Source organism: Photobacterium rosenbergii (assembly GCF_003026455.1).
In the GTDB taxonomy this organism is placed as follows: Bacteria; Pseudomonadota; Gammaproteobacteria; order Enterobacterales; family Vibrionaceae; genus Photobacterium; species Photobacterium rosenbergii.
Genome location: NZ_PYMB01000001.1, coordinates 622,387 through 646,245 on the forward strand (window position 1 = coordinate 622,387; position 23,859 = coordinate 646,245).

At 44.7% G+C, this 23,859-nt stretch carries 24 protein-coding genes; 8 read left to right on the forward strand and 16 right to left on the reverse strand.

Features of this window, described 5'->3' with window-relative positions:
* Positions 1-77 precede the first annotated feature (77 nt).
* Entirely contained in the window at positions 78-635 is a 558-nt protein-coding gene (locus C9J01_RS03030; RefSeq protein WP_158264482.1) for an OmpA family protein, read from the forward strand.
* A 62-nt stretch (positions 636-697) separates the two neighbouring features.
* Here the strand turns inward: C9J01_RS03030 and C9J01_RS03035 are convergent, their stop codons facing one another.
* Positions 698-1,807, reverse strand: coding sequence for a 1-acyl-sn-glycerol-3-phosphate acyltransferase (locus C9J01_RS03035; RefSeq protein WP_107296620.1), 1,110 nt, complete (start codon positions 1,805-1,807; stop codon positions 698-700).
* Positions 1,808-2,170: 363 nt separating this feature from the next.
* Between C9J01_RS03035 and C9J01_RS03040 the strand changes: the two genes are divergently transcribed.
* Positions 2,171-2,764, forward strand: coding sequence for a hypothetical protein (locus tag C9J01_RS03040; protein WP_237156850.1), 594 nt, complete (start codon positions 2,171-2,173; stop codon positions 2,762-2,764).
* 80 nt (positions 2,765-2,844) lie between these two features.
* Here the strand turns inward: C9J01_RS03040 and C9J01_RS03045 are convergent, their stop codons facing one another.
* The 5 genes from C9J01_RS03045 to C9J01_RS03065 all read right to left on the reverse strand — a co-directional run bounded on the left by C9J01_RS03045 (position 2,845) and on the right by C9J01_RS03065 (position 7,368).
* The gene (locus tag C9J01_RS03045) at positions 2,845-3,747 is read right to left on the reverse strand and encodes a L,D-transpeptidase family protein (protein ID WP_107296622.1); all 903 of its coding nucleotides are present in this window, start codon (positions 3,745-3,747) and stop codon (positions 2,845-2,847) included.
* A 230-nt stretch (positions 3,748-3,977) separates the two neighbouring features.
* Positions 3,978-5,129, reverse strand: coding sequence for an acyl-CoA desaturase (locus C9J01_RS03050; protein WP_201797780.1), 1,152 nt, complete (start codon positions 5,127-5,129; stop codon positions 3,978-3,980).
* Between the two features lie 125 nt (positions 5,130-5,254).
* Positions 5,255-5,899 carry an SDR family oxidoreductase gene (locus C9J01_RS03055; RefSeq protein ID WP_107296624.1) on the reverse strand — a complete coding sequence of 215 codons (645 nt, stop codon included), beginning with the start codon at positions 5,897-5,899 and terminating at the stop codon, positions 5,255-5,257.
* Between the two features lie 125 nt (positions 5,900-6,024).
* Complete coding sequence (locus C9J01_RS03060; RefSeq protein ID WP_107296625.1) at positions 6,025-6,510, reverse strand: acyl-CoA thioesterase; 486 nt, start codon at positions 6,508-6,510, stop codon at positions 6,025-6,027.
* A gap of 180 nt (positions 6,511-6,690) precedes the next feature.
* On the reverse strand, positions 6,691-7,368 hold the full coding sequence (locus C9J01_RS03065) for a hypothetical protein (RefSeq protein ID WP_237156851.1): 678 nt from the start codon (positions 7,366-7,368) through the stop codon (positions 6,691-6,693).
* Between the two features lie 267 nt (positions 7,369-7,635).
* Here C9J01_RS03065 and C9J01_RS03070 point away from each other — a divergent pair, with 267 nt between their 5' ends.
* The 3 genes from C9J01_RS03070 (at position 7,636) to C9J01_RS03080 (ending at position 9,881) form a co-directional block, all read left to right on the forward strand.
* Complete coding sequence (locus C9J01_RS03070) at positions 7,636-8,484, forward strand: lipase family protein (RefSeq protein ID WP_107296627.1); 849 nt, start codon at positions 7,636-7,638, stop codon at positions 8,482-8,484.
* 77 nt (positions 8,485-8,561) lie between these two features.
* Positions 8,562-9,290: a nitroreductase family protein gene (locus C9J01_RS03075; protein ID WP_107296628.1), complete on the forward strand. Its 729-nt coding sequence runs from the start codon at positions 8,562-8,564 to the stop codon at positions 9,288-9,290.
* Positions 9,291-9,380: 90 nt separating this feature from the next.
* Positions 9,381-9,881 carry a hypothetical protein gene (locus C9J01_RS03080; RefSeq protein WP_107296629.1) on the forward strand — a complete coding sequence of 167 codons (501 nt, stop codon included), beginning with the start codon at positions 9,381-9,383 and terminating at the stop codon, positions 9,879-9,881.
* A 93-nt stretch (positions 9,882-9,974) separates the two neighbouring features.
* Here the strand turns inward: C9J01_RS03080 and C9J01_RS03085 are convergent, their stop codons facing one another.
* The 8 genes from C9J01_RS03085 to C9J01_RS03120 all read right to left on the reverse strand — a co-directional run bounded on the left by C9J01_RS03085 (position 9,975) and on the right by C9J01_RS03120 (position 17,528).
* Entirely contained in the window at positions 9,975-10,784 is an 810-nt protein-coding gene (locus C9J01_RS03085; RefSeq protein ID WP_107296630.1) for an alpha/beta fold hydrolase, read from the reverse strand.
* Between the two features lie 42 nt (positions 10,785-10,826).
* Positions 10,827-12,182 carry an MATE family efflux transporter gene (locus C9J01_RS03090; RefSeq protein WP_237156852.1) on the reverse strand — a complete coding sequence of 452 codons (1,356 nt, stop codon included), beginning with the start codon at positions 12,180-12,182 and terminating at the stop codon, positions 10,827-10,829.
* A gap of 109 nt (positions 12,183-12,291) precedes the next feature.
* On the reverse strand, positions 12,292-12,870 hold the full coding sequence (locus C9J01_RS03095) for a nucleoside triphosphate pyrophosphohydrolase family protein (RefSeq protein ID WP_107296631.1): 579 nt from the start codon (positions 12,868-12,870) through the stop codon (positions 12,292-12,294).
* 222 nt (positions 12,871-13,092) lie between these two features.
* A complete protein-coding gene (locus C9J01_RS03100) occupies positions 13,093-13,449 on the reverse strand; it encodes a YibL family ribosome-associated protein (RefSeq protein ID WP_107296632.1) in 357 nt (118 codons plus the stop codon).
* Between the two features lie 387 nt (positions 13,450-13,836).
* Positions 13,837-14,622: an HAD-IIB family hydrolase gene (locus C9J01_RS03105; protein WP_107296633.1), complete on the reverse strand. Its 786-nt coding sequence runs from the start codon at positions 14,620-14,622 to the stop codon at positions 13,837-13,839.
* 58 nt (positions 14,623-14,680) lie between these two features.
* Complete coding sequence (locus C9J01_RS03110) at positions 14,681-15,964, reverse strand: TRAP transporter large permease (protein WP_107296634.1); 1,284 nt, start codon at positions 15,962-15,964, stop codon at positions 14,681-14,683.
* Between the two features lie 8 nt (positions 15,965-15,972).
* On the reverse strand, positions 15,973-16,437 hold the full coding sequence (locus tag C9J01_RS03115) for a TRAP transporter small permease (protein WP_107296635.1): 465 nt from the start codon (positions 16,435-16,437) through the stop codon (positions 15,973-15,975).
* Positions 16,438-16,514: 77 nt separating this feature from the next.
* Positions 16,515-17,528 carry a C4-dicarboxylate TRAP transporter substrate-binding protein gene (locus C9J01_RS03120; protein WP_107296636.1) on the reverse strand — a complete coding sequence of 338 codons (1,014 nt, stop codon included), beginning with the start codon at positions 17,526-17,528 and terminating at the stop codon, positions 16,515-16,517.
* A gap of 287 nt (positions 17,529-17,815) precedes the next feature.
* Here C9J01_RS03120 and C9J01_RS03125 point away from each other — a divergent pair, with 287 nt between their 5' ends.
* The 3 genes from C9J01_RS03125 to C9J01_RS03135 all read left to right on the forward strand — a co-directional run bounded on the left by C9J01_RS03125 (position 17,816) and on the right by C9J01_RS03135 (position 20,854).
* Entirely contained in the window at positions 17,816-18,520 is a 705-nt protein-coding gene (locus C9J01_RS03125; RefSeq protein ID WP_107296637.1) for a glycerophosphoryl diester phosphodiesterase, read from the forward strand.
* Between the two features lie 45 nt (positions 18,521-18,565).
* On the forward strand, positions 18,566-19,330 hold the full coding sequence (locus C9J01_RS03130) for a DeoR/GlpR family DNA-binding transcription regulator (RefSeq protein WP_107296638.1): 765 nt from the start codon (positions 18,566-18,568) through the stop codon (positions 19,328-19,330).
* A gap of 231 nt (positions 19,331-19,561) precedes the next feature.
* A complete protein-coding gene (locus tag C9J01_RS03135) occupies positions 19,562-20,854 on the forward strand; it encodes a DEAD/DEAH box helicase (RefSeq protein WP_107296639.1) in 1,293 nt (430 codons plus the stop codon).
* An 88-nt stretch (positions 20,855-20,942) separates the two neighbouring features.
* Here C9J01_RS03135 and C9J01_RS03140 read toward each other — a convergent pair whose 3' ends face one another.
* Together C9J01_RS03140 and C9J01_RS03145 are read right to left on the reverse strand one after the other, a co-directional pair.
* The gene (locus C9J01_RS03140) at positions 20,943-21,848 is read right to left on the reverse strand and encodes a PfkB family carbohydrate kinase (RefSeq protein ID WP_107296640.1); all 906 of its coding nucleotides are present in this window, start codon (positions 21,846-21,848) and stop codon (positions 20,943-20,945) included.
* Positions 21,849-21,961: 113 nt separating this feature from the next.
* Positions 21,962-23,812 (reverse strand): beta-ketoacyl synthase, encoded by a 1,851-nt coding sequence (locus tag C9J01_RS03145; protein WP_107297402.1) that lies wholly within the window; start codon positions 23,810-23,812, stop codon positions 21,962-21,964.
* Positions 23,813-23,859 lie beyond the last annotated feature (47 nt).

Sequence of the window (23,859 nt, forward strand, 5' to 3'; positions counted from 1 at the left end):
TCTTATTTTCGCAGTTGTGATTCGCTTCAAATCAGCTAAACCTAACATATATGACTTTAGAATTAGGTTTAGTTGGTTTGAATACACTATCAGCTTCTATCACTAAATTTCTTACCCGCGCCATTCCCTTTATGGCCGCGGCCCTTGTTTTGGGTTGTGGCAATGGCAGTGACAACGTCACTCCTCCGGCAACGATTCAATCTAGTGGTAGTGATAATGTGGTGCCTAATGCTCAAATCCTGCTGACTGAATTGCCGGAACTTCGCACTACTGTGTATTTCGATATGGAAAGTTTCGACTTAACACCAGATGGGCAGCTTTTACTCGACCCTATTGCAGTTAGGTTAAGGCAGCACCCTGACAGTTATGTCATCGTGGTTGGGCATGGCGACGAGTTTGCTAATGAAGACGATAATATTGGCCTTTCATACGAGCGGGCCTTTACTGTAGCGATTTATATCTCTTCTGTCTTTGGCGTTGAAGAGGAGCGCATTCAAATCGTCTCTGCGGGAAGTACAGAGCCATTGAGTACTGGAGACCGCCCTGTCGACAGGCAGCGAAACCGGCGTGTCGAGGTGTTATCACCTAAGTCGATAGTGCGAACACTTAGCCCGACCAACGATGCGAGATTTTAGCTCGCGTTAATGACCGTTTCATACCCCATTAAAAAAGCAGCCAATTGGCTGCTTTTCGTTATTTACTGTAGTTTTTTCTGAGCGGGTATTGCATACATCTGCTTCAAGATAGCGACTACACCCTCAGGTAAGTCAACGAACTTTTCATTGAACCGGGCAACCTCAGTTTCATTCACAGAACTATCTGTCATACCAGCGGCAATGTAATTAGCTGGGAATAAATGATAGTTCGTGGTGATCTGTCGGTCGATTTCATCAGCCAAAGATTCCGGAGTTTCAAAGCCAGCGCCAATGGCATCACCAAAGCTAACGTGAATACGTCGCTTCTGGCCAACGATGCCCTGGATGATGCTTTCAATATCTTCAAACTCACCTTTCTCGTAACTGCCTTCAGTCTCTTTCTGGTAAAGTTCTTTCGCTTTGGCTACATCACATGGATCGTTTTCATATGAGATGGCAACCGGGACGATATTTAACTGCGACATGTAATCAGAAAAGTCGATTTTCTGCTTACGGCCATCCATATAAAACATTTTCAGAATAGCAGGATCTGTTTTGTCATTACCGTCTTTGGCTCTTCCTTCTTTCTGCGCAATCCAAATGGAGTTTCCAGTCTCTAATGAATGAGAAATATAACTAGAAAGTAGGCCTAATGCTTTCATCATCTCACGAGGCCCTTTTGCTGAACGCTTAACAATGAAACTCTTGTTAAGTCGCATTAACTCTGTAGCACAAGGCTTTTTCAGCAGGTTGTCACCAATTGCAATGCGAACTGTATCGAAGCCGTTGTTGTAAAGGCACCAGTTCACCATGGCCGGATCCATCGCAATATCTCTGTGGTTCGACACAAATAGATAGGATTTATTCGGATCTAGTTTGTCCAATCCACTGAAAGTGACACCGTCACATGAGTGGTCAATTGTCGCATGCATATATTTAGCAATTTGGCGCTGAACATCATCGACGGATTTAATGTTTGACCACTTGTTTATAAGGAATCGCTTAATCAGAGGCGTCAGTAACCAACCGAACACACCTGATAATTGTGGGAAGCGGTAGTTAAGGATGGCATTTATGAATTCTTTATCGTTTACCAGACGCGTAATAGCCCCGCTGACTTCTTCGTCATTGTAAGGGCGAATTTCTTTGTAAATATCGTTATTAGACTGCACTGTAATGCTTCATATGTTGAAAAAACTGCGATATTTTACGCAGATTTATTAGATTTACCCAATGACATACCCCAAACAACCTGATGGTTGGAGGTCTTACCAGATTAAAGTGTATCAATTTCAAGCACTTTAACCTTTCAATGCTATAAAGTCTGCCTGTCTGCTAGCATTTCTAGCCAAAAAACCATCATTTATCTGTTAAAATCAACCGATCAGTTGACGCTTACAATAAAAGCGAACAACATGTGTCAGCTAATTTGCTAGAGATTTACTATGAAACAGGCTATTGATTATTCACTGCATCAACACTCCTTTTTAGACGTCGGGTCTAGAAGAAAAAGTCATACTGCCTACATGCTTATCATGACTTCAGGATGCGCTTTCATCCGTCTAGGCAAGGCCGAGTATACTGTGACAGCCGGCAACGGTTTTTTTATCCCTTTTGACTGTCTTCATGCTGTTACTATCATGCCTGGTTCAACTTATAACAAAGTTGAATTTTCACAACGCCTGACGACGCCTATCTGTCGTGAAGCTGGGTTCTTTCGAATGACACCGCTGATTTCTGCGGTTTCAATAGAGCTTAATAAATGGCTCAAAATGGATAAAGAGGTATCACTAGAAGGAGAAAGCGGTAACCTCCTACGTGTTTTGGCCGATCAAGTGGCAAAGCTTAAAGTAAATAGTAAATCGACTAGCCCTTCTTTGAGTGGCCATCACCAACTGTGCCTGACTTCGCTGCTTAAAGGTGACAAGGTAACGGATAGCAAGGCAATTGAAGAGATCGCTAAGTACACAGGTTTCTCGGTAAAAGAGATCGAGTCTTGTGTACTCATGCGCGAAGCGCTCAAGCTATCTCGTTCTGGCCGTAAAATACCGCAAATTGCAGAGTCATTGAACACCACTCCAGAATTGCTTTCCTCTCTTGCCATCCCTGTTCTCGGTGAAGCGCTATAAGCCATCCACAAATAAGAAAGCCACCGTCAGGTGGCTTTCTTTTCATTTAAAACAGAATGGACACGGAGACTTTCAAAACCTTAGTTTAGTCGCTGTGGCACACCAGATTGCTTCAAAAGCGCTAACTCAAGGTTCTGGTAAGCGTCATCACTTCCCGCCACTTCAGCTTTGAGGCTCTCAGGCGCTTTAACAGTCTTAAACTCACCCATCTGGTTCTCGTTTCTAGACAAAGGTTCATGTACTTCTACATACACACTGCCATCAGGCTCAACCGTGTGTTTAACAGGTTGGTTGATTATCTGAACTCGAGTGCCTCGGCCTACTTGGTTAAACAGCCATTCAACATCCCAAGGGTTCATGCGTATACAGCCAGAACTCACTCGCATACCAATACCAAAGTCTTTGTTGGTACCGTGGATCAAGTACTGACCGCTGCCATATGAAAGGCGCATCGCATATTCACCCATTGGGTTTTCCGGACCAGCCGGAACTACCGCAGGCAGTTCAATATTATGTTTCTCACGGTACTCTTTGCGAATGTTCGCTGTTGGGGTCCAGGTCGGATCCTCAATCATCTGACTAATGCTGGTCGTCATCTTTGGTGTTTCACGTCCAACACGGCCAATCCCAATCGGGAATACATACATTCTGTCGCTATCTTTAGGGAAATAGTACAAACGTAGCTCAGCAAGGTTTATCACTATCCCCTGTCGTTTCGCGTTCGGCAGCACAAGTTGCATTGGAACCGTCAACAAAGAGCCAGGTGTTGGCAAAAATGGATCGACCCCTGGATTTGCAGCCATCAACTGCAAAAGGCCAATATTGTATTTATTGGCGATATCCAGCAGGCTGTCACCTCTAACGACTTGGTAGTACTCCATAACACCGACTAACTTACTATCAGCATCAGGTTTTTGATATTCAACTGCTTGAACAGAGCACGACATTACACCAGCGAGTACCATTAACAACAAGCGTCTCACACCAGTACCTCCATCTATACATCCCCTAATTATGGCAAATCTCATTCTGCTTAATTCTATGAATAACAGCCTTTGCAAAAATGAGACAATCTTTGACAATTCTACTGGTGACCTTGCATCGCTACGTCAACAAAACGTCAATCATTTTATAAGAGCTTAACTTGTGACCAATCATTAAGTCAAAAAAAGGCGGGGAAATCCCCCGCCTTTTTCAAGCTATCTAACTATTTTTACACATATTGTGCCGTGAGTTGTTGCCATGATTTTCGCTGTTCTTCGAGCATACGCTTCATTTCATTGTATTGCTGTAAAAACTCAAAACTCTCGTAGTGCTTGAGTAATTTCTTCTTCTTTAGCTCTATTAGACGTTTTTTAGCGGAATAATAATCGGCAATTTTCTGCAGCAGCAATTCGTATTCCTCATCAAGCCGTGCCAGTTTGACTTGGGTGTTTTGGCTTTCTGCAGTGCCCATCAATTTCTCTTGGATGCGTTTATGAAGCATTTTAGCTCTAGCTTTTTCAATCCGATCCTCAGGGCTTGTCCGTAGGTTCTTCGTTGCACCAAACCATGACAAAGATTTGATCAACCATTTAGTTGGATCAAACTGCCACCAGCGAATACCGTTGCGGTAATCATTCTCAAAGATATGGTGGAAGTTATGATACCCCTCACCGAATGTCAGCAAGGCCAGTAACCCATTATCACGAGCCGTGTTCTTTTCTGTATATGGCTGAGAGCCCCATACGTGGGCCAGAGAGTTAATGAAGAAGGTTGTGTGGTGACTTAATACTAAACGTACTACCCCCACCAGCAATAACGCCCCCCAGACATCACCATGGATCAAGCCAAACACTAGAGGGATACCGAAGTTTGTGGCTAAAGCCAATGGCACGTAGTACTTGTGCTGCCACATAACAATTTTATCTTTCTGCAAGTCACGGCAATTGGTGTAATCACTGTATCGACTTGCTTGGTACTCTCTTAACATCCAGCCGATATGGCTATAGAAGAATCCCATCTTGGCGGAATATGGGTCTTTGTCGTTATTATCAACATAACGGTGGTGAACACGATGGTCAGAAGACCAATGCAAGATACTGTTTTGCAACGCAAACGCACCACCAATCGCAAAGATAAACCTAACAACGGCATTGGCTTCATACGTTTTGTGCGACCATAAGCGGTGATAGCCCGCAGTTATAGACATACCACAAAACGAGAAAGCAAAAAGCAGCATAAGCCATTGCGCAGCATCAAAGCCGATGAAATATGCATAAAGTGGGGTTGCTATAATAGCAATGAGGAATGTAACGGTGAATATTGCAACATTTAACCACAATACAGGAGGTTTGGTAGAGGTCATCCTTTTGATCCTATCCATTGAGCGTACAACTGTAAGCTAGAATAGCCTTCATTAACTTTTAGGTCAATTGGTTAAACATTTAGCAACAAAAAAAAGCCATCATTTCTGATGGCTTTCAAAATTCAACTGTCCGAAGACTTTGCTTATCGCTTAAAGCGACTTGTGAATTCAGGATCGACGCAGGCATAAATTTGCCCGACCGTCTTTTCATCGTTCAAAACCTGATAAATAAGACGTGCCACTTCTGCTCGAGTGATCAAACCATGCACTTCGCAATTTTGTGACAGTTTACCTTGCTCACTCACTTCCCCATCTTGCAAACCACCCGGGCGAAGTATGGTGTAATCCAACTGGCTTGTTGATAACCAAGATTCTGCAAGGCTCTTCTCACGTACCGCTTTACCAAACACAGCTTTAGCTTTATCAGATAAATAAGCCCACGAATCACCACACCCCAGTGAGGTAACCATGACAAACCGACGGATATTACGTTGTTCCAATTCATCGATGACTAAGCGGTGACCCAAATAGTCGACAGGTATCTCAGCCTGAAAGCTCCCCATTGTCGATACAGCTACTGCATTATCAGGTGTTGAGTCCAACAGGCTATTAATGCTCTCTTGATCAAGTGCATCACCCAAAATCACGTTAACACCCATATCTTCAAGCGCTGCGGCACTTTCTGGTTTACGTACCATTGAATAGACTTCTACGCCCTGCTCTCGAAAATAGCGAGCAACTTCAAAACCAAGGCCACGGCTTGCACCAAACAAAACAACAGGATTCATTACAAACTTCCATCACATAAAATCAAACAGTAATGATTATAACTATCATTACTGTTTTGTCTTTATTTCCTGTCGATTCGTTGATCTACCCCAAATTTCATCACCCGATTACGGTATGTCTTTAATCATTTTATATACTTCACATGCGCTTCCATTTCTTCGCCTATTTCCTTACGCATATTCATCAACTTGATTGCCGACTCCCTGAGCACTTTATCTTCATCAGTTTGTGGTACCCACTCTGGAACATCGGTCGGCTGGCCTTGCTCATCCACAGCAACCATAATCACGATGCAATGAGTGGTGAGTTGATTGTTCAACTCCTTTGGATCACTCGCCTGTACATCTATCGCAATATGCATTGATGAACGCCCCGTATAAATGACCTTGGCAGTAACTTCCACTAGATTACCTACATGGATAGGTTTTACAAAACGAATGCCACCAGCGTAAGCCGTTATACAGTACTTACCGCTCCAACCCGCCGAGCATGCATAAGCGGCAAGGTCGATCCATTTCATTACGGCACCACCATGCACTTTACCACCAAAATTAACATCTCCTGGCTCCGCCAAAAAACGTAGTGTGACTTCCCGCTGTCTTTTACTCATAGCTACTCCTTTCTCCTTGCTGAAGGCGATATCAAGGCTTCAAATCAATGCGTATTAACGTTACTAGTATTAACACAAAGACAACAAGAAACACATAGATAGTTCACGGATTGAGTATGGTTGATTTAAAAAGAAAAAAGCGCCCAGAGGCGCTTTATACGTATCAGTAAACGGAAATGATTATGAACTTTGGCTAACGGCTTCCAATTGACTTTGTAAATTCGCAAGCTGTTGCTTCAATTCAGCATTTTGCTTATTCAGTGATTGATTATCTTGTTGGGCAGCGACCTTATCAGCCTCAAGCAAATTAACTTGCTCTTCAAGCTGTTTGTTGGTTTCCGTAGCAGATTCTAGATCGGCTTTTGCTTTGCGTGCATTACGCTGTGCCGTTTGTTTAGCTTTGGTGGCTTTAGTGACATCATCATCACTTTTTGCTAAAGACTTGGCCAGTTCTTCAATTTTGCCTTCTTGAGCCGTTACCTGAGTAAGTAACTCAGCTTCTTTTGCCTTAGCCAGTTCTAACTCTTGAGCAAATTCTTCACTCGCGCTCGTTGGCAAACCCGCTAATGCACTCCATTGGTCGGCCATATTCCTTGTCATTTGATCCATAAGATCAAAAGGGAAGCACAAGGATTGTTGTTGATAGTTTTTACTGGCAAATTGCTTATCCATCTCTTCAATCAATTTGAAGCTTTGCTGATAGCTCTGCTCAAGTAGTCGCCTAGTGCTATCTACGGTCATAGTTTCGAAAGCTTTGCCAGCTAACATCATCTGTTGAAAGTGTTTTACGAACGCCTCAGGTTGAGCCGCTTCGCTAAATTTCATAAAGGGGTGAGAGTTAACATCATAATCCATCATGTGTTCCTGCCATGTATCTACTAAATAGTTAAAAAAGCATGAAAATCCAGCCACCTATTCTTATATCAAATTGCAACGTCATTGGACAAATATTAAGCAAGGTATTTCATAAAATTTGATCTATATGCAATGATTTATTCATCTTACAAGGCTTGCATGACAGTTTTTATTTCACACAGTGATCATTATCAAGCCATTAGCTTATTAGAAATGTCACATACTTAAGCTATATGTTTTAGTCATCTGTGTGGTGAGGAACAGCATTGAATGAAACCTTTGAAGCGATACCAATATGAACGCTATGCCATTCTTTGTAACCTCGCCTACCCCACAACCTTTAACCACACCCTGTATGGATTCGATAAAAATGGTCGCCATGAAGTCACAGACCGTTGGGGGCGCACTATTATTCGTATTCTGTGGGGAGAGAGAAATGAAGTTGTCGTGGTCTTTAAAGGTTCTCAAAGCATCTGGGATTGGTTAATCAATCTGGCTTTCTTTCCCAAAAAGATCCGCTCCGGTGAGCACGATTGCCATGTTCACTGGGGGTATTACTCTTTGCTTGAGCAACATAGCAAAGCCAACACGATCAAGCCTAACCCTCACTTAAGTGATGCCATGAACGTCGAATTTATGCAGGCTAGCGAGAAAAACCTCAAGCAAACAGCGCTTACGTTATATGAGCAGATAGAGTCCGTGCTACTTCCCCTAATACAACAAGGTAAAAGAGTCACCTTCACCGGCCACTCATCAGGAGGAGCAATGGCGATTTTAGTCGCCCACCGGTTATATCAGCATCAGCCCACCGCCATTAAACGGATCGTGACGTTTGGCCAGCCCGCGACAGGTTTCTGGAATTTCAAACAACATTACCCACTTGCTAAACGCACCTACCGTATCTGCTGTGATTTGGACATTGTGACTTTTCTACCGCCTATTCCCTTTATGTTCTGGCATGTAGGCAAAGTCCTTTGGCTTCACAACGGTAAAATTTATGAAGATACGCCGACCATGGCGAGGCTATACCGCTCTATCGTTAGTTGGTTGCTGAGGCCTATCACCTACCATTACATGAATAAGTACATCCGAAACAAAGACTTCTTTGATAAGCACTAAGTAAATAGCGACATCAACTTTGGGGAGGTTGGCAAAACAGGTATAGTGAGCTCAAGCTTTTTACTTGATTAACCACTATGTCTGAATCAATTACTGTATTAACTGAAATCATCCACTCACGACGCTCAGTGCGCAAATATGACCAATCAGCTCCTTTTGATCACCAAGCTGTCACCCGTTCTCTTGAATTGGCCATACTCTCCCCTAATAGCTCGAACATGCAATTATGGGAATTTCACCGTGTCGTTAGCGAAGATAAGCGTGAACAACTTGCGCGCCATTGCATGGGACAAAACGCTGCAAAAACAGCGAACGAACTGGTCGCTTTTGTTGTGACGCCACATAAGTGGAAAGGCCGGGCAGAAATGAATGCGGCTACAATTCGAGGCGCTTTCGAAGGCCGTGAAGATGCAACCGCCAAGCGTGCACTGAAATATTATGAAAAGTTAATCCCGTTCGTTTACAACAATGATCGCTTCGGGATCTTCGGTCTTGGCAGAAAGATCCTCAGTAACATTCTGGGTTTTAACAAGCCGATGGTGAGGGAAGTTAGCAAAGCGGATGTACGTGTCTGCCTGCACAAAAGCAGTTCACTCGCTGCAATGACATTTATGACTGCGATGCGAGCCGAAGGCTATGATACGTGCCCAATGGAAGGTTTTGACTCCAAGCGCGCCAAAGCCCTGCTGGGGCTTCATAAGGACGCTGAAATCACTATGATCGTAAGTTGTGGAAAGCGTGCCGAAGATGGTATTTACAGCGAGAGACATCGTGTTGCCAACGATGAGGTTATAATCAGTCATTAATTGAGCAAATAAATCGCAAGCCATACCCAGAAGGTTTCTTTTGCGGTATGGTGTTGGCAATCAAAGCAAAAAGAACGGTCAGTAGTCCAGATGAAACAACTCATCGAACGAAAAAACCGGTGGATGGCAAGCCATATCACCGAAGCGGAGTTCCCAACCCCCCTCAGTGAAAAAGGACTTGCCTTATATCAAGCCGCCCAGAAATCATTAACTTTTGAGCCCCACCAAGCTCTTGATTCTGAAAGCTCAAACTCACTGACCATCTACCCAGTAGACTGCCATCCCCTCACTATTCGATACTCGCTTGTCCTTGCCAACCGCTGGCAAAATGAATCAGACAAAGAAGCCTTGATTGAATACCTTACCCAAATCATGTTTGAAGAAGATTCTCCTGCACAGCTATTTGTTGGATTCTTCAAAGGTAAGCCTGCAGCATGTGGCATGCTGTTCCATGATACCGAGCACGGTACTTTAATCTGTGATGTCGCCGCTTTGCCTGTACCGAACCAATCAGCATTGATTAGTGAGATGCAACACTCCCTCGCAGCGAAAGCAGCAGACCAACCACTTTATTGCGAGCAAATGGACTAATGATTTCCTGCCTGTAATTTGTGCCTAATAAATAAAGAGCCAGTCATTTCAATGACTGGCTCTTTAGTTTCCGCTATCCCTAACTAAATGGTATTAGTTAGCGTGGTGGGATAAGAATGCACGCAGCTTGTCAGTGACAAATTCAGGCTGCTCTAGGTTACTAATATGACCCGCATTGGGGATCAGAACAAATTCACTGCCAGTGATCCCGTCGTGCATCAGTTGAGATTCTAGAACTGGGCGCATTGCATCTTTCGCGCCGACCATAATCAAGGTTGGCAAAGCAAACATCTCTGTATCTTCGAACATGTCTCGACGCCCAAAAATCATACGACCAGCCTTAGCCAGCGCATGCGCTTTCTCTTTTGTTGATGCCAACAGGTTTTCACGGAATGTGTGACGAATAGGATCGCTACTGTCTACACCTGCAAACTGCCGGTCATCAAAAAACTCAACGATGTCAGTGGTGAGTGCCGAATGCGCTTCCATTTCAGCCATCTTGGCAAAATACTTGGTGTGAACAACTTCGGGCTCTAAGCCAACGAAGGTATCCATCAACACTAAACTCTTAACGCGTGCTGGTGCATTAATCACAAGCTCGGTTGCCCACATTCCCCCGGAAGACAATCCAATTAATGAAAAAGTATCAATATCCAAATGTTCAAGAAGCGCCAACACATCATTGGCATAATCTTTTAATGTACGGGTTGATTCGGGTGCGGCTGATGACTGGCCGTGCCCCCAAAAGTCCGGGACAATACAGCGATAGGACTGACTGAGAACTTCAACCTGTGGCGCCCACATGGTGCTATCCCACAAATAACTGTGTCCGAAGACAAGTACCGGGCCTTCACCGATATCCTGATATTGCATTGTTTGCGCATTGATAGTAAAAGTTTTCATACGTTCCATTCCAACTTTTTGTTTTCGTTATATTCTATTACGTTAATACGGGGTGCTGTTAGCAAACTTAGTTTCTACTGCACGCATACCCCGTTGATATGAACTCCAGGCCACGATACCTGCCAGCACATTACCGAGCATAGCGCCAATAAACAGACCTTTAATACCACCATACTCTGCACCAAGCCAAAGTAGCGGTAGGAAGCAAACAAACAGGCGTAGTGCCGATATCACCAAAGCCCGCATTGGCATGGTCAGCGCATTACAGATAGACACCATCAACATACAGATACCTAATGGACCAAGGCTCAGTGGTACCCAAGTTAAATGAATGGCAAGAATATCTCCAACGGCATCTTCACTTGTGAGTAAATCTGTTAGGGGGGTAAGCGCGATAAACAGAAGAACGGCAATAGCTAACTGCCAGACCAAGACAAATTTCACCGATAGCGAAACCAGAGACTTAATCTTACCTATCTCCCCTTTGCCCAACCAGCGGCCAACCATTGGCGGCATAGACATGGTCAGCGCAAGGATAATAACGATAGAGAAAAACTCCAGCCTTGAGCCTAACGCCCAAGCGGCAACGGTAGCCGCCCCAAAGCCTGCGACTAATTTGGTCGCCAGCATTGACGATAACGGCGGCAATAATTGGCTAAGCATGGCTGGTGCCATGATATTCACCAACTCTTTCATCGAGGCGAAAATATCCAGGCCCTGCCACTCAAAGCTCAACCAGTGGCGTTGAATCACCTTGGGGTAAACCGCAATCATACCGACACCGAAGGCGACAACGGTTGCCCAAGCGGCACCGACGAGTCCCATATCGAAGGTGAAGATAAATAATGGGTCAAGAGCCATATTCAGTAAGCTGGTTACTACCATCATGATTCCCGGCAACATAGTATTCCCATTGGCACGACACAAACTGTAAGCAAAGTACAACATCGCACCGCACCATGAACTTGCCAACCATGCCGGCCAATAACTATCAATCACGGGATAGACGTCCTGCGGTGCACTGAGCAACTGTAAAATACCGCCGCGTGCAAACCATATGAATAGGCAAATCAATAAGACGCTGAGCGCTCCTGTAATAACAACCAACCCACCCAACTGCTTTGCTCGCTGGTATTCACCGCTACCTAACACCCGGGATATTAAAGAGGTTGTCGCAATGCCTAACCCCACTTGCAGACCGATGATCACCATCTGCATGGGTAACGTAAAACCTTGTGCAGCAAGCGGCAACACACCTAACTGACCAATAAAAGCACTATCAACCAATTGAAAGCTCATGAGCGAGAGGACGCCAAACAGCATTGGCCAAGTCATATCAAATAATTGACGACCAAGGGACGTTTCAGAAGAAGGCTGAGTTTCTGATTTTGAAGGCATAGTGTTTAAGTATCTTTATTCTTGATTATTAAAGTCTATATACAAAAAAGCTCGGCAGTAAGAATCCTTAGTTTCTCACCTAACCGAGCTTTATCGTTGCCGATTTAAGTTACGCTGTCACCAGTTTAACAAGATCAGCAGGACGGTAGTAGACTGACTTCAGTACTTTACCCTGGCGAACAAGCTTGCCACCAAGATCAACGTCTTTGGCACACTTAGCAATAATGAATTCACCTTTCTGGCTACCGACAATTTCTACGCCTTGTTTTGCGTAGAAAGCTTTTGTTTCTTCAAATTCTGTTTCGTTACGGCATACTTTGCTCATATTGCTTGAATGAACTTCATCCCAACAAGAAACAAAATCAAAGCCTAAGCGCTTGGCAATCTGAAGAAGCAAGTCGATCAAATAGCTGATACCAACGTTTGATTCAACTTTGTCATCACCTAAATGAACCAAACGGCCCATCAGGACATACACAGAGTCAACAATTGCATCGGCTTGCTCTACTAGAGAGTCCGCCTCTGCAAGTTCGGTTAACTCTTCAACCGCCAGCGATGTATGTAGTGCATCAGCCTGTTCGTTCAAACTGGAAGGCGACTCGATATCCAAGTCAAAAGTATTTCGAAATTCACGAATATCACGGTAAAGGTGATCGAACAGTGCTTGATCCAAAACAGACAGCTTCATGCAACTTTCCTTTAAGTAAAATTAATCCTTATAGCCAACTGGATAGTAACGATAAACCTTGATTGCCTCTACCCTGATAGCATCCGGCTTATAGTTAAATTACAACACCCAGTGGGTTGTTAGGATTGGAGAAATTCAGAACAAGGGACCCCATGGCTCCCTCGCTATAGGCTTACCAGCTAAATCTGGTTTTAGCTGGTAACCAAAACCTCGTGCAGCCGATTAAAACTCTTTAGGAGCATAACCTGTTACAACAGTGATACCCATTTGACGGCCAAGTGCAGTCATTGGGTGAACAACAACCAAACCTTTTACTGATTTCTTAAGCTTACCCATGTCAGATTGTTCAGCTTTAGTCAGTGGGCGGTTAAAAGGCAAAGACGTCACATCAGACCCTTTTTTGTTAAGTTGACGCTTGGTCTGGTGCTTAACTTTATTAATTTTTTTGGTAATGGTCTCGATTTCTTGTGTCGCCTGACCAGCAATCGCCTGATCACCACGCTCTTGTGCCCCAGCCAACTTACGACGAAGTTTATCTAAACGGTTATTTAGACTCTGAAGCTCTTTATTTAAATTCATGTAGTTACCTTATCTTTCTTCGCAATACCCTTTCACCAAATGCTTGGGTAAATTGCTTGACCGCTGATTATATAACAAGCGTCACACTTTGGGCGAAGAATCTGACAAAAAATGTCTTCAATCTTTGACTATTCAAAGATTTCCTCCTTGCAGTTGCCTTCAAGTGTCGCATCTATGAGACACGATACATTGCGTCACTGGCAGCTTTTTGCTCTTATATTCACAACGTCAATAAATTGAACAATAAGCCAATAAAACGACTGTAGAGGTTAGCATAAGGATATGTGTAAAGATTGTGGGTTGCGGACAGTTTTTGTTTCGATTGGTGGTACGCTCGAAACACAGAAACAATAAAAAAACAGGCCATTTTCGGCCTGTTTTAGTTAATCATTTCACGCTAAGTAGCTTTTCAGTAAATTCTGCGAAACCAAAGCCTCCCGGCTTTGACATTACGACTTGTGGCTTATGCTGTAATTGATCCCAGTAGTGCATGATATTTGCCACACCTACACTCTTTGGTAGCAATTCAAACATGAACTGATCATTCATAGAGTCACCCACATAACAGGCCGTCTGCTTGATCTGTTGATCCGTTAGACCTTTTTCCTTTAAGAAGGCCGTCGCTGTGTCTTTCTTGGAATGGTCACCATACCAAGCATTGATATGGATAGAGCTCGCTGTCGCACTAGCACCCAAGGCATGGATACGCGCAACAATTTGATTTACTGTTTCACTGTCAACCTTAGGCCGGTTCTGGCCAATATCAATTGCTACCTCGCAAATTCGATAGGCTTGGTCCAGAGTCAAATTCAGGTCGGGATAATCAGCTAGGATTGCTTCTATCTCTACTTTGAGGCGCTGCTGCGTGTTGCGAATATCTTCAATGGGTACATCGGAGCGCATCGTCAAAAAGCCATCTTTCTTTTCCATGATCACGGCGCCATTTTCAGCCAGTACCGCATCTACTGGCCATAGTTGGGCAATGTGATCGCCCCAACCAGCACATGCACCGGTCACCGCAACGACTTTCTTCCCAGCTGTACGCAGCTTTTGCAGTGAAATTAATGTCTCTGGCGGCAGTTGCCCTTGCCAAGTTAGGGTGTCGTCAACATCCGTCAACACCCATTCAATGTCTTTCCAATCTGGTGACAGGTCCGTTACTTGCGAATTCATAATTACCTCAAATCTTTCTTGGTGACTCCCTTGGTACTGATTCACCAAGGGAACCGTGTTACAGCATATTCGGCAAGAACATCACCAAACTTTCTGAAAATGTTAGTAGCATCAATACACTAAATAAAGCCAATAGCAGCGGGAGTACTTCTTTAACAAAATCCACCATCTTGACTTTTAGGATGGAACACACGGTAAACATCATCGAGCCAAACGGTGGTGTCACCCCGCCTATCATAATGTTAACGATGATAATGATGCCGAAGTGCACTGGATTGACACCTAAGTTCAATACTGCCGGTAGCAATAAAGGCGTTAGGATAATCATCGCAGCGCCACCTTCAATAAACATCCCTACGACTAGCAGCAACATATTGATTAGTAACAACAAGACATACTTATTGTCTGTCAGCTCAATCAACGCAGAGGCAACGTTGTGCGGGATCTGCTCCAACGTCATGTAGTAACCAAAGACCATTGCGCCAATGATGATAAACATGACACTACTGGTACCCTGAATAGTCTCACGCAAAATCATAGGGAAGTGGCGAAATTTCAACTGACGGTAAATAAAGATCCCGATGATAGTACAGAGCAATACAGCAATTGCCCCAGCTTCAGTCGGTGTAAACAGGCCAAAGCGCATCCCAAGGATGATGCCAAACGGGATCAACAAGGCCGGGATAGCTTTAAAGAAATACTGCCAACGCTCTTTCGCAGAAGCAGCTTCACTACGAGATGGTTTGTAGTTACGCTTCCTCGCAATAAAGGCGATGGTTATCATCAATGAAATTGCCATCAAAAATGCAGGAACATAGCCTGCGATGAACATTTGGTGTACTGATACATTTGCCAGCAAGGCAAAGATGATCAGGTTGATACCCGGCGGTATGACGGGACTGATACTGGATGATGCCGCAGTGACAGCTGCTGTAAACGGCAGGCCATAACCACGTTTTGTCATTTCAGGGGCCAAGATTTTTGATTGCATCGCTGCGTCTGCATTGGCAGAACCTGAAATCCCGCCCATCAGAGTACTTAGCAAAACGTTAACCTGAGCAAGGCCACCGGTTCGGTGCCCTATCATCGCATCGGCAAATGCAAGTAAGCTTCGGCTTATCCCGGCATAGTTCATCACAGAGCCCACCATGATGAAAAATGGGATAGCCAGCAAAGGAAAAGATTCCGCAGAACTAATAAACCGCTGCATCACCAAGGTGACAGGAATCGAGCTGTTCAAAAACAAAAAATACACCATCGCCGAAGCAATCAGCGAAAAGGCAATGGGGATGTTCAGAAGAAATAGAACAAACAGAATTACAATAGGTAGATAGCTTTCCACAACAAGACCTATTTTTTACCGCGTTTTAGCGTGTTGAGATCATCGATAATGAATTTCACCGTATGGAGCGCCATCAGCACGAAGCTGACAAACAGCACACCATTTATGGTGAAGTAAGACATTCCCATCACCGGAGTGACTTTATTAGACAGCATCGTGTACTGGTAGCTCAGTACTGCCATCAAGATGTTAAGAGCCAGCAAGAAAAGTGATACCAGCAGATGAAAAGGACGTTTGGCTTTTTTCGGTAGCATAGCCACAACGACATCGACGCCCATATGTAGCTTATGCTTGTAACATGAGCTGATACCCAGATAGACCGCCCAAATAAAACACACGACAGAAAGTTCTTCGCTCCACGGCACGACAAACCCGAAGCCGTAACGTAAAACCACATTCACAATGACCATCAGCACAGTAATGCTGATAGCAATAGAAGCCAAAATCTCTTCTAGGTTACGTATTAAAAACACATTGTTCTCCTAAGCAGATAACGAAACGCCGGTGCTCCCTACTTCACCGGCGATTCATAGCGTAGCGACGCAACTGCTTATTCTTCGTTAGCTCGGATAGTCGCCAGCTCGTTCATGATCGTGGCGTGTACACCTTCGCTCCAGGTTGGGAACTGGTTGTATACCTCAGCGGTCAGCTTGTTGAACTCTTCAGAGTTAACTTCATTAAAAGTCACACCCAAGGCTTCAAGCTTCTCGGTGTATTCTTGATCCAGCTTGATAAGTTCAGCTGTGTTTGATTCTGCACCCGCTTCTAGCTCTTCCATAATGATCTGCTGCTGCTCAGGGCTGAACTTGTCCCAGACAGATGGCGAGATATAAATACCAACGGTACCAAGGAAGTGCTTGGTCAAAGACATGTTCTTCGCCACTTCATAGATCTTGGTTGAGTACATTGTCAGGATAGAACCTTCTAGACCATCAACAACACCTTGCTGGACACCGGCATAGGTCTCTGGGAAAGGTAATGCTGCAGGGGCTGCACCCATTGACTGCAGTGTACTGATGAATAGTTGGCTTTGAGGAACACGGATACGCATTCCTTTCATGTCTTCTGAGTTCACAATCTCTTTGTTACTGATCATGTGGCGGAAGCCAAACATGTAATCCGCGTTCAGTACTTTGATACCCTTAGCTTCTGCCTGTGCAGACAAACCTGCCACATAGTCAGTTTTCATCATTGCTAGGTATTCATCGTAAGTGTTGTATAGCATTGGACCTGCCAAAGCGGCAAAATCTGGCACGTAATCGCCTAGGTAGCTCAAATCCTCAACCGCGATCCAGTTAGCACCATTCACAACTTGCTCTAGGTTATCTTTATAAACAGGAAGCTGACCGCCAGGGAAAACCTTAATGTTTACCGAACCGTCCGTACGCTCACGGATAGCATCTGTTGCTTTGATCAATTCCTGTGTCAGCAGCTCATTTTGGGTAAACACCAAGCTCATGTTCAGATCAATCGGAGCAGCTGTATCAGCAGTTTGATTATCAGCTTCACCACAGCCAACCAGCAGAGCAGTAGCGGTCAAAACAGTTCCTAGTAGCTTTTTCATATCCTTTAGCCTTCAATATATTTATTCGGATGAAAAACGATTTACAGCAGCGAGTATGAAATGAAAATATTACATTCATATGAACATTACTAAAACCGATTTGAACATTCATTTGAAAATGCTTGTCAGGCCATAAATCCAACACGTTAAGTAAATATCATCAGTTTCTTTTTCAATTGTAGAACGCACTTCGAGTGTCATAATACGGTAACATTAGCCGAATACTGTTATGCTAATTTTCAAATGAACATTAATAATCATCCATCAACATTCATCATAGGTATATCATGATCACTGGTCATCGCGGTGCCGCAGCCCTAGCCCCCGAAAACACCCTAATTAGCATCCAGAAAGCAGCCGACGCCGGCGTTAGTTGGGTAGAAATCGACACTCAGTTAAGTGCAGACGGGATTCCTGTTGTTTTCCATGATGAAACCGTTAACCGTTGCACCAATGGCAAAGGTAAAATTGCTGACTTAACTCTAGCGCAATTGAAGTCTCTCGATGCAGGAAGTTGGTTTGGCGAAGCATTCACTGGAGAAAAAATACCAACACTGAGTGAAGCATTAGATACATGCTTGGCACTTGATTTGACGCTTAACCTTGAGTTGAAAATCCATCACGAAGAACACACCGCACCGCTAATCGATGCCGTCGTTGCGTTGATAAAAGAAAAGAATTATCCAATTGATAAACTCCTTTTCTCCAGCTTTCAGAAGCCGGCTTTAGAACGCTGTCAGCAACAAATGCCTGAAGTGCGTCGTGGTTTTATTTGTGAAGTATGGAATGACTACAGCTTGACCTCTATTGCAGCAAGTCAGCCTTACAGCGTTCATATTGATCACCGCATTTTGACGCCAACCATTGCCAAAAGCATTAAAGATGCCGGTTATGTTTTAAAAATCTGGACCTTGAACAACGTCGAGAAAGCACAGCATTTCTATGATCTAGGTGTAGACAGCATCATCACTGATAAACCCGATACATTTTAACCTTGTGCGATATGTTGGCTAACAGACTGATTGGTAAATATTAAAATGGAATTAAATCACCGCCAAAAACAGATACTCGCGACGATTCGGGCAGAAAGCGAAGTACAAATTGATTATCTCGCAGAGAAATTTGCTGTTACGACACAAACCATCAGGCGGGATGTCAATCATCTTTGCGAGCAGGGACTTGCGCGCCGAGTCCATGGTGGCGTCAGTTTGCCCGCATCGATGACCAACACCAGTTATCGTTACCGCTCAGAAGTAGAGTCTAAGGCGAAGGGAGACCTGACAGCAAAGATTGCTGCTGCCATACCCGATGGCTCTACGATCATGATTGGCATTGGTACCACCCTTGCCCATCTAGCCCAGCACCTGTTAGCTAAGAAGTCATTGCGGGTTATCACCAACAACCTTCAAGTCGTCCAGATTCTTGAAGCCAACGAGAACATCGAAATTTACCTAGCCGGTGGCCAGTTCCGGCGTGAACATCAGGATATTATGGGCAGTAGCGCGGTAGATTTTTTCAATGGCTTTGAGGCAGATATCGGTATTTGTGGATGCGCCGCAGTAACTGACAGCCACTTCGTCATGGAGCATGAAAATATTGAAGCGGATATTACCAAAGCGATAATCAAGAACAGCCGTAAACAGTGGTTGGTGGCAGATGCCAGCAAATGGGGGCGGTTTGCGGCTATGAAAGTCACTCCGCTGAAGCAGTTTGATCAAATTTTTACTAATAACAGTCACCTACCGGCTGAGTATCCAGTGACAATGTCACTACCGTTTGAAGCTATGTCAGAAGGTGAGTAATTCACCTTCTCAGCTCAAATAGTAGATTGTCCTTAGCGCTAACAGAACGACATGTTGGGCTGTATAACCCTTTACCAGCCCTAATAATCAGGCACTAGCTTCGCTACACCCACACCAACTGCCGAAATTAACATCATTTTTTCCAAATTAGTCCCCACATATGTCTAATATTCATCTATAATCTTCGGCCATATTTTTGTCAGGCTCTGCCGTCTGCTTTAGGAATAAAGAATGTCATTTGCATCACAAAACTTTTCTCAGGAAATTGTTCGCGCACTTACCGAGTGCGGCTATGAGAAATTAACTCCAATCCAACAACAAGCGATCCCACACGCTCGTCGCGGAAACGATATTCTTGCCAATGCCCAAACAGGTACCGGTAAAACAGCCGCTTTCTCTCTACCGATCATCCAGCAGATCCTGGACAATCCTAAGCCTCGTAGCCGTTTCAATGTGCGGGCGCTTATTTTGGCACCTACCCGTGAACTAGTCGCACAAATTGCCAAGAATATCGAGGATTACACCAAGTACACTGATATTTCAGTAGCCGCTGTTTACGGTGGTACTAAGATGGGCTCTCAAGAGAAAAAGCTTGAGCCTGGTTTGGATATTCTGGTTGCGACCCCAGGCCGCCTGCTTGAGCACATGGAACTAAGCAATGTGTCACTTGCTAACCTTGAGTTCCTGGTATTCGATGAAGCAGACCGTATGCTGGATATGGGCTTCATCTCTGATATCCGTATGATCATGGGTGATATTCGCAACCATCCTCAAACAATGTTGTTCTCTGCGACTTTCTCTGCACAGATGAACAAGCTGGCAAACGAAATTACCCGTAAGCCAAAGCGTATTTCAGTTAGCCCAGAAAATGCTACCGCCGACACGGTTGCCCACGTTGTTTACCCTGTAGACCAAGAGCGCAAGCGTGAGCTACTGTCTGAGCTTATCGGTAAGAAAAACTGGCAACAGGTTCTGGTCTTCGTTAACTACAAAGAAACAGCCAACGAGCTCGTTAAAGAGCTAAAGCTTGATGGCATCAAAGCTGTGCTTTGCCACGGTGATAAAGCGCAAAGTGCACGTCGCCGTGCCCTAGATGAGTTCAAAGAAGGCAAAGCACGTGTGATGGTTGCAACTGAAGTTGCTGCCCGTGGTTTGGATATCCAAGGCTTACCGCATGTGGTTAACTTTGACATGCCTTTCTTGGCTGAAGACTATGTACACCGTATTGGCCGTACAGGTCGTGCAGGCCTACAAGGTCATGCTGTATCTTTTGTTAGCCGTGATGAAGAGCTAACGCTTCAGCAGGTTGAAAACCTAATCAAACAGCGCATTCGCCGTATTCAACTTGCGGGTTATGAACCTAAGAGCCGTGATGCACTACTGAATAAAATCCACAATAAAGCGGCGTTCCGTGACCGTCAAGGCCGTACAAACAACCCTGCGGATCAGTCTGATGCAGAACGTCGTGCTCGCCTGCGCCGTGCGGTATTGAATAAATCCAAAGTGACAAAACTAAAGAAATAATTGAGTTTCTATTAATTAAAAGAAAGGGTTAGCCATTGGCTAACCCTTTTTTGTTCACATCTCTGTTTACATTGCGGCAATCGGCGTTTTAAATCTGCGCTAAATAGGCTTTGAACTCTTCTCCGGGTACAGAACTTTTTGTTGAAACAGCAATTGATGCCCACTGTGTTCCAACCGCCATAGACTCGGTAATCGTTAGCTTGTCCAGTAGGCCATGGATAACCCCTGCGGCATAGGCATCTCCAGCCCCTGTTGTATCAACCACATCGACTGTATGCGCTGAAACATAGTCTTGGCCACATTCCGAATAGACAGTCGCACCATGCTCCCCGTCAGTCACTATAAAATGCTGGAGTGAGTCGCCGGCTATCGAGCTTGCATATTGAAAAGGGGCAAGATCTTTAATTTCCATATCATTATTCATAGATGAAATATGGACATCTAAATCAGAGCGTGAAGTGATCAGTACATGGCAAGGACGGGCATCATGATTTTTGGGTAATTGAGCAACAACCAAAGTCTGATCTGATATAGAAGCTGCTTGCTGCCTGTTGTCCTCAATGGCTTTACTTGCCCATTCTACAACTCCATCAGCACTGGAATTGATGTAGATTGCATCCCAGTTAGAAAAATCAGGTGCTGGGCCCAACGAAAAAGCCGGCCGCTCTGGACGGATAATTGTACGTTCACCGTCTGGGGTCATTAATAACATCAGCTCAGGAGTAACTATATCGTTACGCTGTAACAGGGAGCAGTTAAGACCTTTCAAACTCGCTTCAGCGAGCAGCCAATCAGCGGTTTCATCCCGCCCGACCTGACTGACCAATGAAACATTATGGCCTGCAAACACCAAAGCCAACCCGGTATTGGCACCCCCACCACCCAAACGGCGACCAAGGTCATGATAGTGATGCCTGCCACCAGCGTGGAGGGGTTCTTTCAGTTGCAAAACCCGATCGCAATTCAAGTTTGCCACCAGCATTACGTTAGCCAACGTGTATAACTCCTAATTAATTATAATTTTTTGCTGCTATGTACACGCTACCATAAAAAAGCCGCAGTGTATTAACTGCGGCTTTGTATCGTTAACTGAACCATAGAAGCCTGTTAGCTATAGTCTGCGTAAGGGTTCTCGGTAGCTAACGGGATTGGTTTGGCAAACTCAGACAGGATAATCGAATCAGCAGTGATTTCTACATTCGTTTCATCCATGACATTCTCACCGAAATGATAGCGAATAGTTTCTTCACCACCACATGCCGCCTTGTCATTAGCTGCCGCCTGCAGGGATACCGCCTCATTCTTATTACAGTAAGCCGAGATTTTCTCGTTGCTGTATTTCTTCGCCAACATTGCCATTGTTTGCTGAGGCGAAAGAACAAGGCTGGAAGCATTATTACCGCCGAACCCTTTGGCATTGAGGATCACAGCTTTATAGTCCTCACCATGCTCGCCTGCAAAATGGTGATCCGTCAGTATGTTCAAATTCGACTGATGTACATCTTCAGCGATATGGTCGATCGTCTTGATCCCCGGGATCCAACCATATTTCCAAACCCCAAGTGACGAAATCAATTGATCGCCCGGCGCAACACTCATTGAATGGCCTACGTAAGATTTAACTGCCGTAACAGGCCAGTTATCGATACCGAAGGTCTTTGCGACTTCATTTAGGATGTGGCTTTCTGTCACTCGGTTCTGCGGAGTACCCGTGCCATGAGCCTGTACATATGTCTGCTTGACACCCTCGGGACCGAGAATAGCTTTAGCTAATGCCGTAGCCTTGGCGACGGTGACATAGTTACCAACCCCTGGAGCAGAAATTGATTTTTTGTTGGCATCAGCATTAATAAACACATCTGCAACCGAACCATAAATACTCGCGCCGATTTCCAGAGCCAACTCGTCATCCATCAGTACTACAAACTGAGCTGACTCTGCCATAGTAAAGCCGGCATTTGATGAGAATGGGCGGCACGCACGTCGGTTATCAACGGTATCGCTATCGTCTAGCGCTTTGAGCTGGGCATCTTCAGCCAATGCACCCATCACTCGGAAACCTTCCATCACCTCGGCTACAACCGGAGCTTCAGCGTTACCGACAATGGCAATACGAGAATGACCTTGCTGGATATCAAGCATGCCCTGACGCAGATTATAAAGGAACGTCGCACAAGCACCCATACTCGTTCCCGTCGTTCCCACACTGTTGATCACGTAGCCATTGATAAAGTCAGCAGGCATTTCTGCAAATGACAGCGCCATCATTTTCGAACTGACACGGCCACCGGTCAAAGGGGCGGCTAACATACCGGATAAAGAATGATCATCGATCTGTGCCAACGCACTACCCGCATAAACTGAAACTTCATCGGGTTTGATATGCTTAAGCACTTCTTCCCAGTCCAGGCCCAGAGAGTTCAGTGCATCTGATGCGCCGTAAACCGACAGGGTAAGCCCACGCGGATGAAAACGAGAATTATAAAGCTTAGACGGTTCAAAACCTGTAGGGATATTGCCGCCGCTCGTTACCGGGAAAGAAACGCGGTCTTCCAACAACGCATTCAACTCACCTGTTACAGTGATCTTTACTTTGCTGCCCTGCTCTTCCACCTGCCAATTTTCAGGGATACGCGATGGCATCTTCGATTTGCGCAGCGAAAAAGAAATGGTTTCCTGACCGCCGTTTAGAGCGGCTTTATATTGATAGCGCAAACTATCAGGATCAAATGATTCAATACGTCTAACCAGCGTACCTGCTTTAATCGCTTCGATAACTTCAGGATCTGAAGCTGAACCTTCAGAAAGCCCCATACGGTGTGCAAGGTCCTGCCAAGTCGACGCCATATCTTGGTCGGTAAGCACATCTGAAACCATGCGCTTATAGCTATGAAAACCCGAACTACGACCTGCGGCATTGATACCACCGAAACCTACAATTAGCGGTAATTTTGACATCCTGAACCTGCTCTCAAAATTGAAGAGCACATAGATTACCAATTTAC

Coding starts and splice junctions, on each gene's coding strand:
- C9J01_RS03095 (WP_107296631.1), bottom strand. CDS start 12,870: ATGAAGCTGTCTGTTTTGGATCAAGCACTGTTCGATCACCTTTACCGT.
- C9J01_RS03075 (WP_107296628.1), top strand. CDS start 8,562: ATGTCTGAATCAATTACTGTATTAACTGAAATCATCCACTCACGACGC.
- C9J01_RS03105 (WP_107296633.1), bottom strand. CDS start 14,622: ATGAATTCGCAAGTAACGGACCTGTCACCAGATTGGAAAGACATTGAA.
- C9J01_RS03130 (WP_107296638.1), top strand. CDS start 18,566: ATGGAATTAAATCACCGCCAAAAACAGATACTCGCGACGATTCGGGCA.
- C9J01_RS03125 (WP_107296637.1), top strand. CDS start 17,816: ATGATCACTGGTCATCGCGGTGCCGCAGCCCTAGCCCCCGAAAACACC.
- C9J01_RS03050 (WP_201797780.1), bottom strand. CDS start 5,129: ATGGATAGGATCAAAAGGATGACCTCTACCAAACCTCCTGTATTGTGG.
- C9J01_RS03070 (WP_107296627.1), top strand. CDS start 7,636: ATGAAACCTTTGAAGCGATACCAATATGAACGCTATGCCATTCTTTGT.
- C9J01_RS03090 (WP_237156852.1), bottom strand. CDS start 12,182: ATGCCTTCAAAATCAGAAACTCAGCCTTCTTCTGAAACGTCCCTTGGT.
- C9J01_RS03085 (WP_107296630.1), bottom strand. CDS start 10,784: ATGAAAACTTTTACTATCAATGCGCAAACAATGCAATATCAGGATATC.
- C9J01_RS03145 (WP_107297402.1), bottom strand. CDS start 23,812: ATGTCAAAATTACCGCTAATTGTAGGTTTCGGTGGTATCAATGCCGCA.
- C9J01_RS03080 (WP_107296629.1), top strand. CDS start 9,381: ATGAAACAACTCATCGAACGAAAAAACCGGTGGATGGCAAGCCATATC.
- C9J01_RS03120 (WP_107296636.1), bottom strand. CDS start 17,528: ATGAAAAAGCTACTAGGAACTGTTTTGACCGCTACTGCTCTGCTGGTT.
- C9J01_RS03040 (WP_237156850.1), top strand. CDS start 2,171: ATGACTTCAGGATGCGCTTTCATCCGTCTAGGCAAGGCCGAGTATACT.
- C9J01_RS03100 (WP_107296632.1), bottom strand. CDS start 13,449: ATGAATTTAAATAAAGAGCTTCAGAGTCTAAATAACCGTTTAGATAAA.
- C9J01_RS03065 (WP_237156851.1), bottom strand. CDS start 7,368: ATGATGGATTATGATGTTAACTCTCACCCCTTTATGAAATTTAGCGAA.
- C9J01_RS03055 (WP_107296624.1), bottom strand. CDS start 5,899: ATGAATCCTGTTGTTTTGTTTGGTGCAAGCCGTGGCCTTGGTTTTGAA.
- C9J01_RS03135 (WP_107296639.1), top strand. CDS start 19,562: ATGTCATTTGCATCACAAAACTTTTCTCAGGAAATTGTTCGCGCACTT.
- C9J01_RS03060 (WP_107296625.1), bottom strand. CDS start 6,510: ATGAGTAAAAGACAGCGGGAAGTCACACTACGTTTTTTGGCGGAGCCA.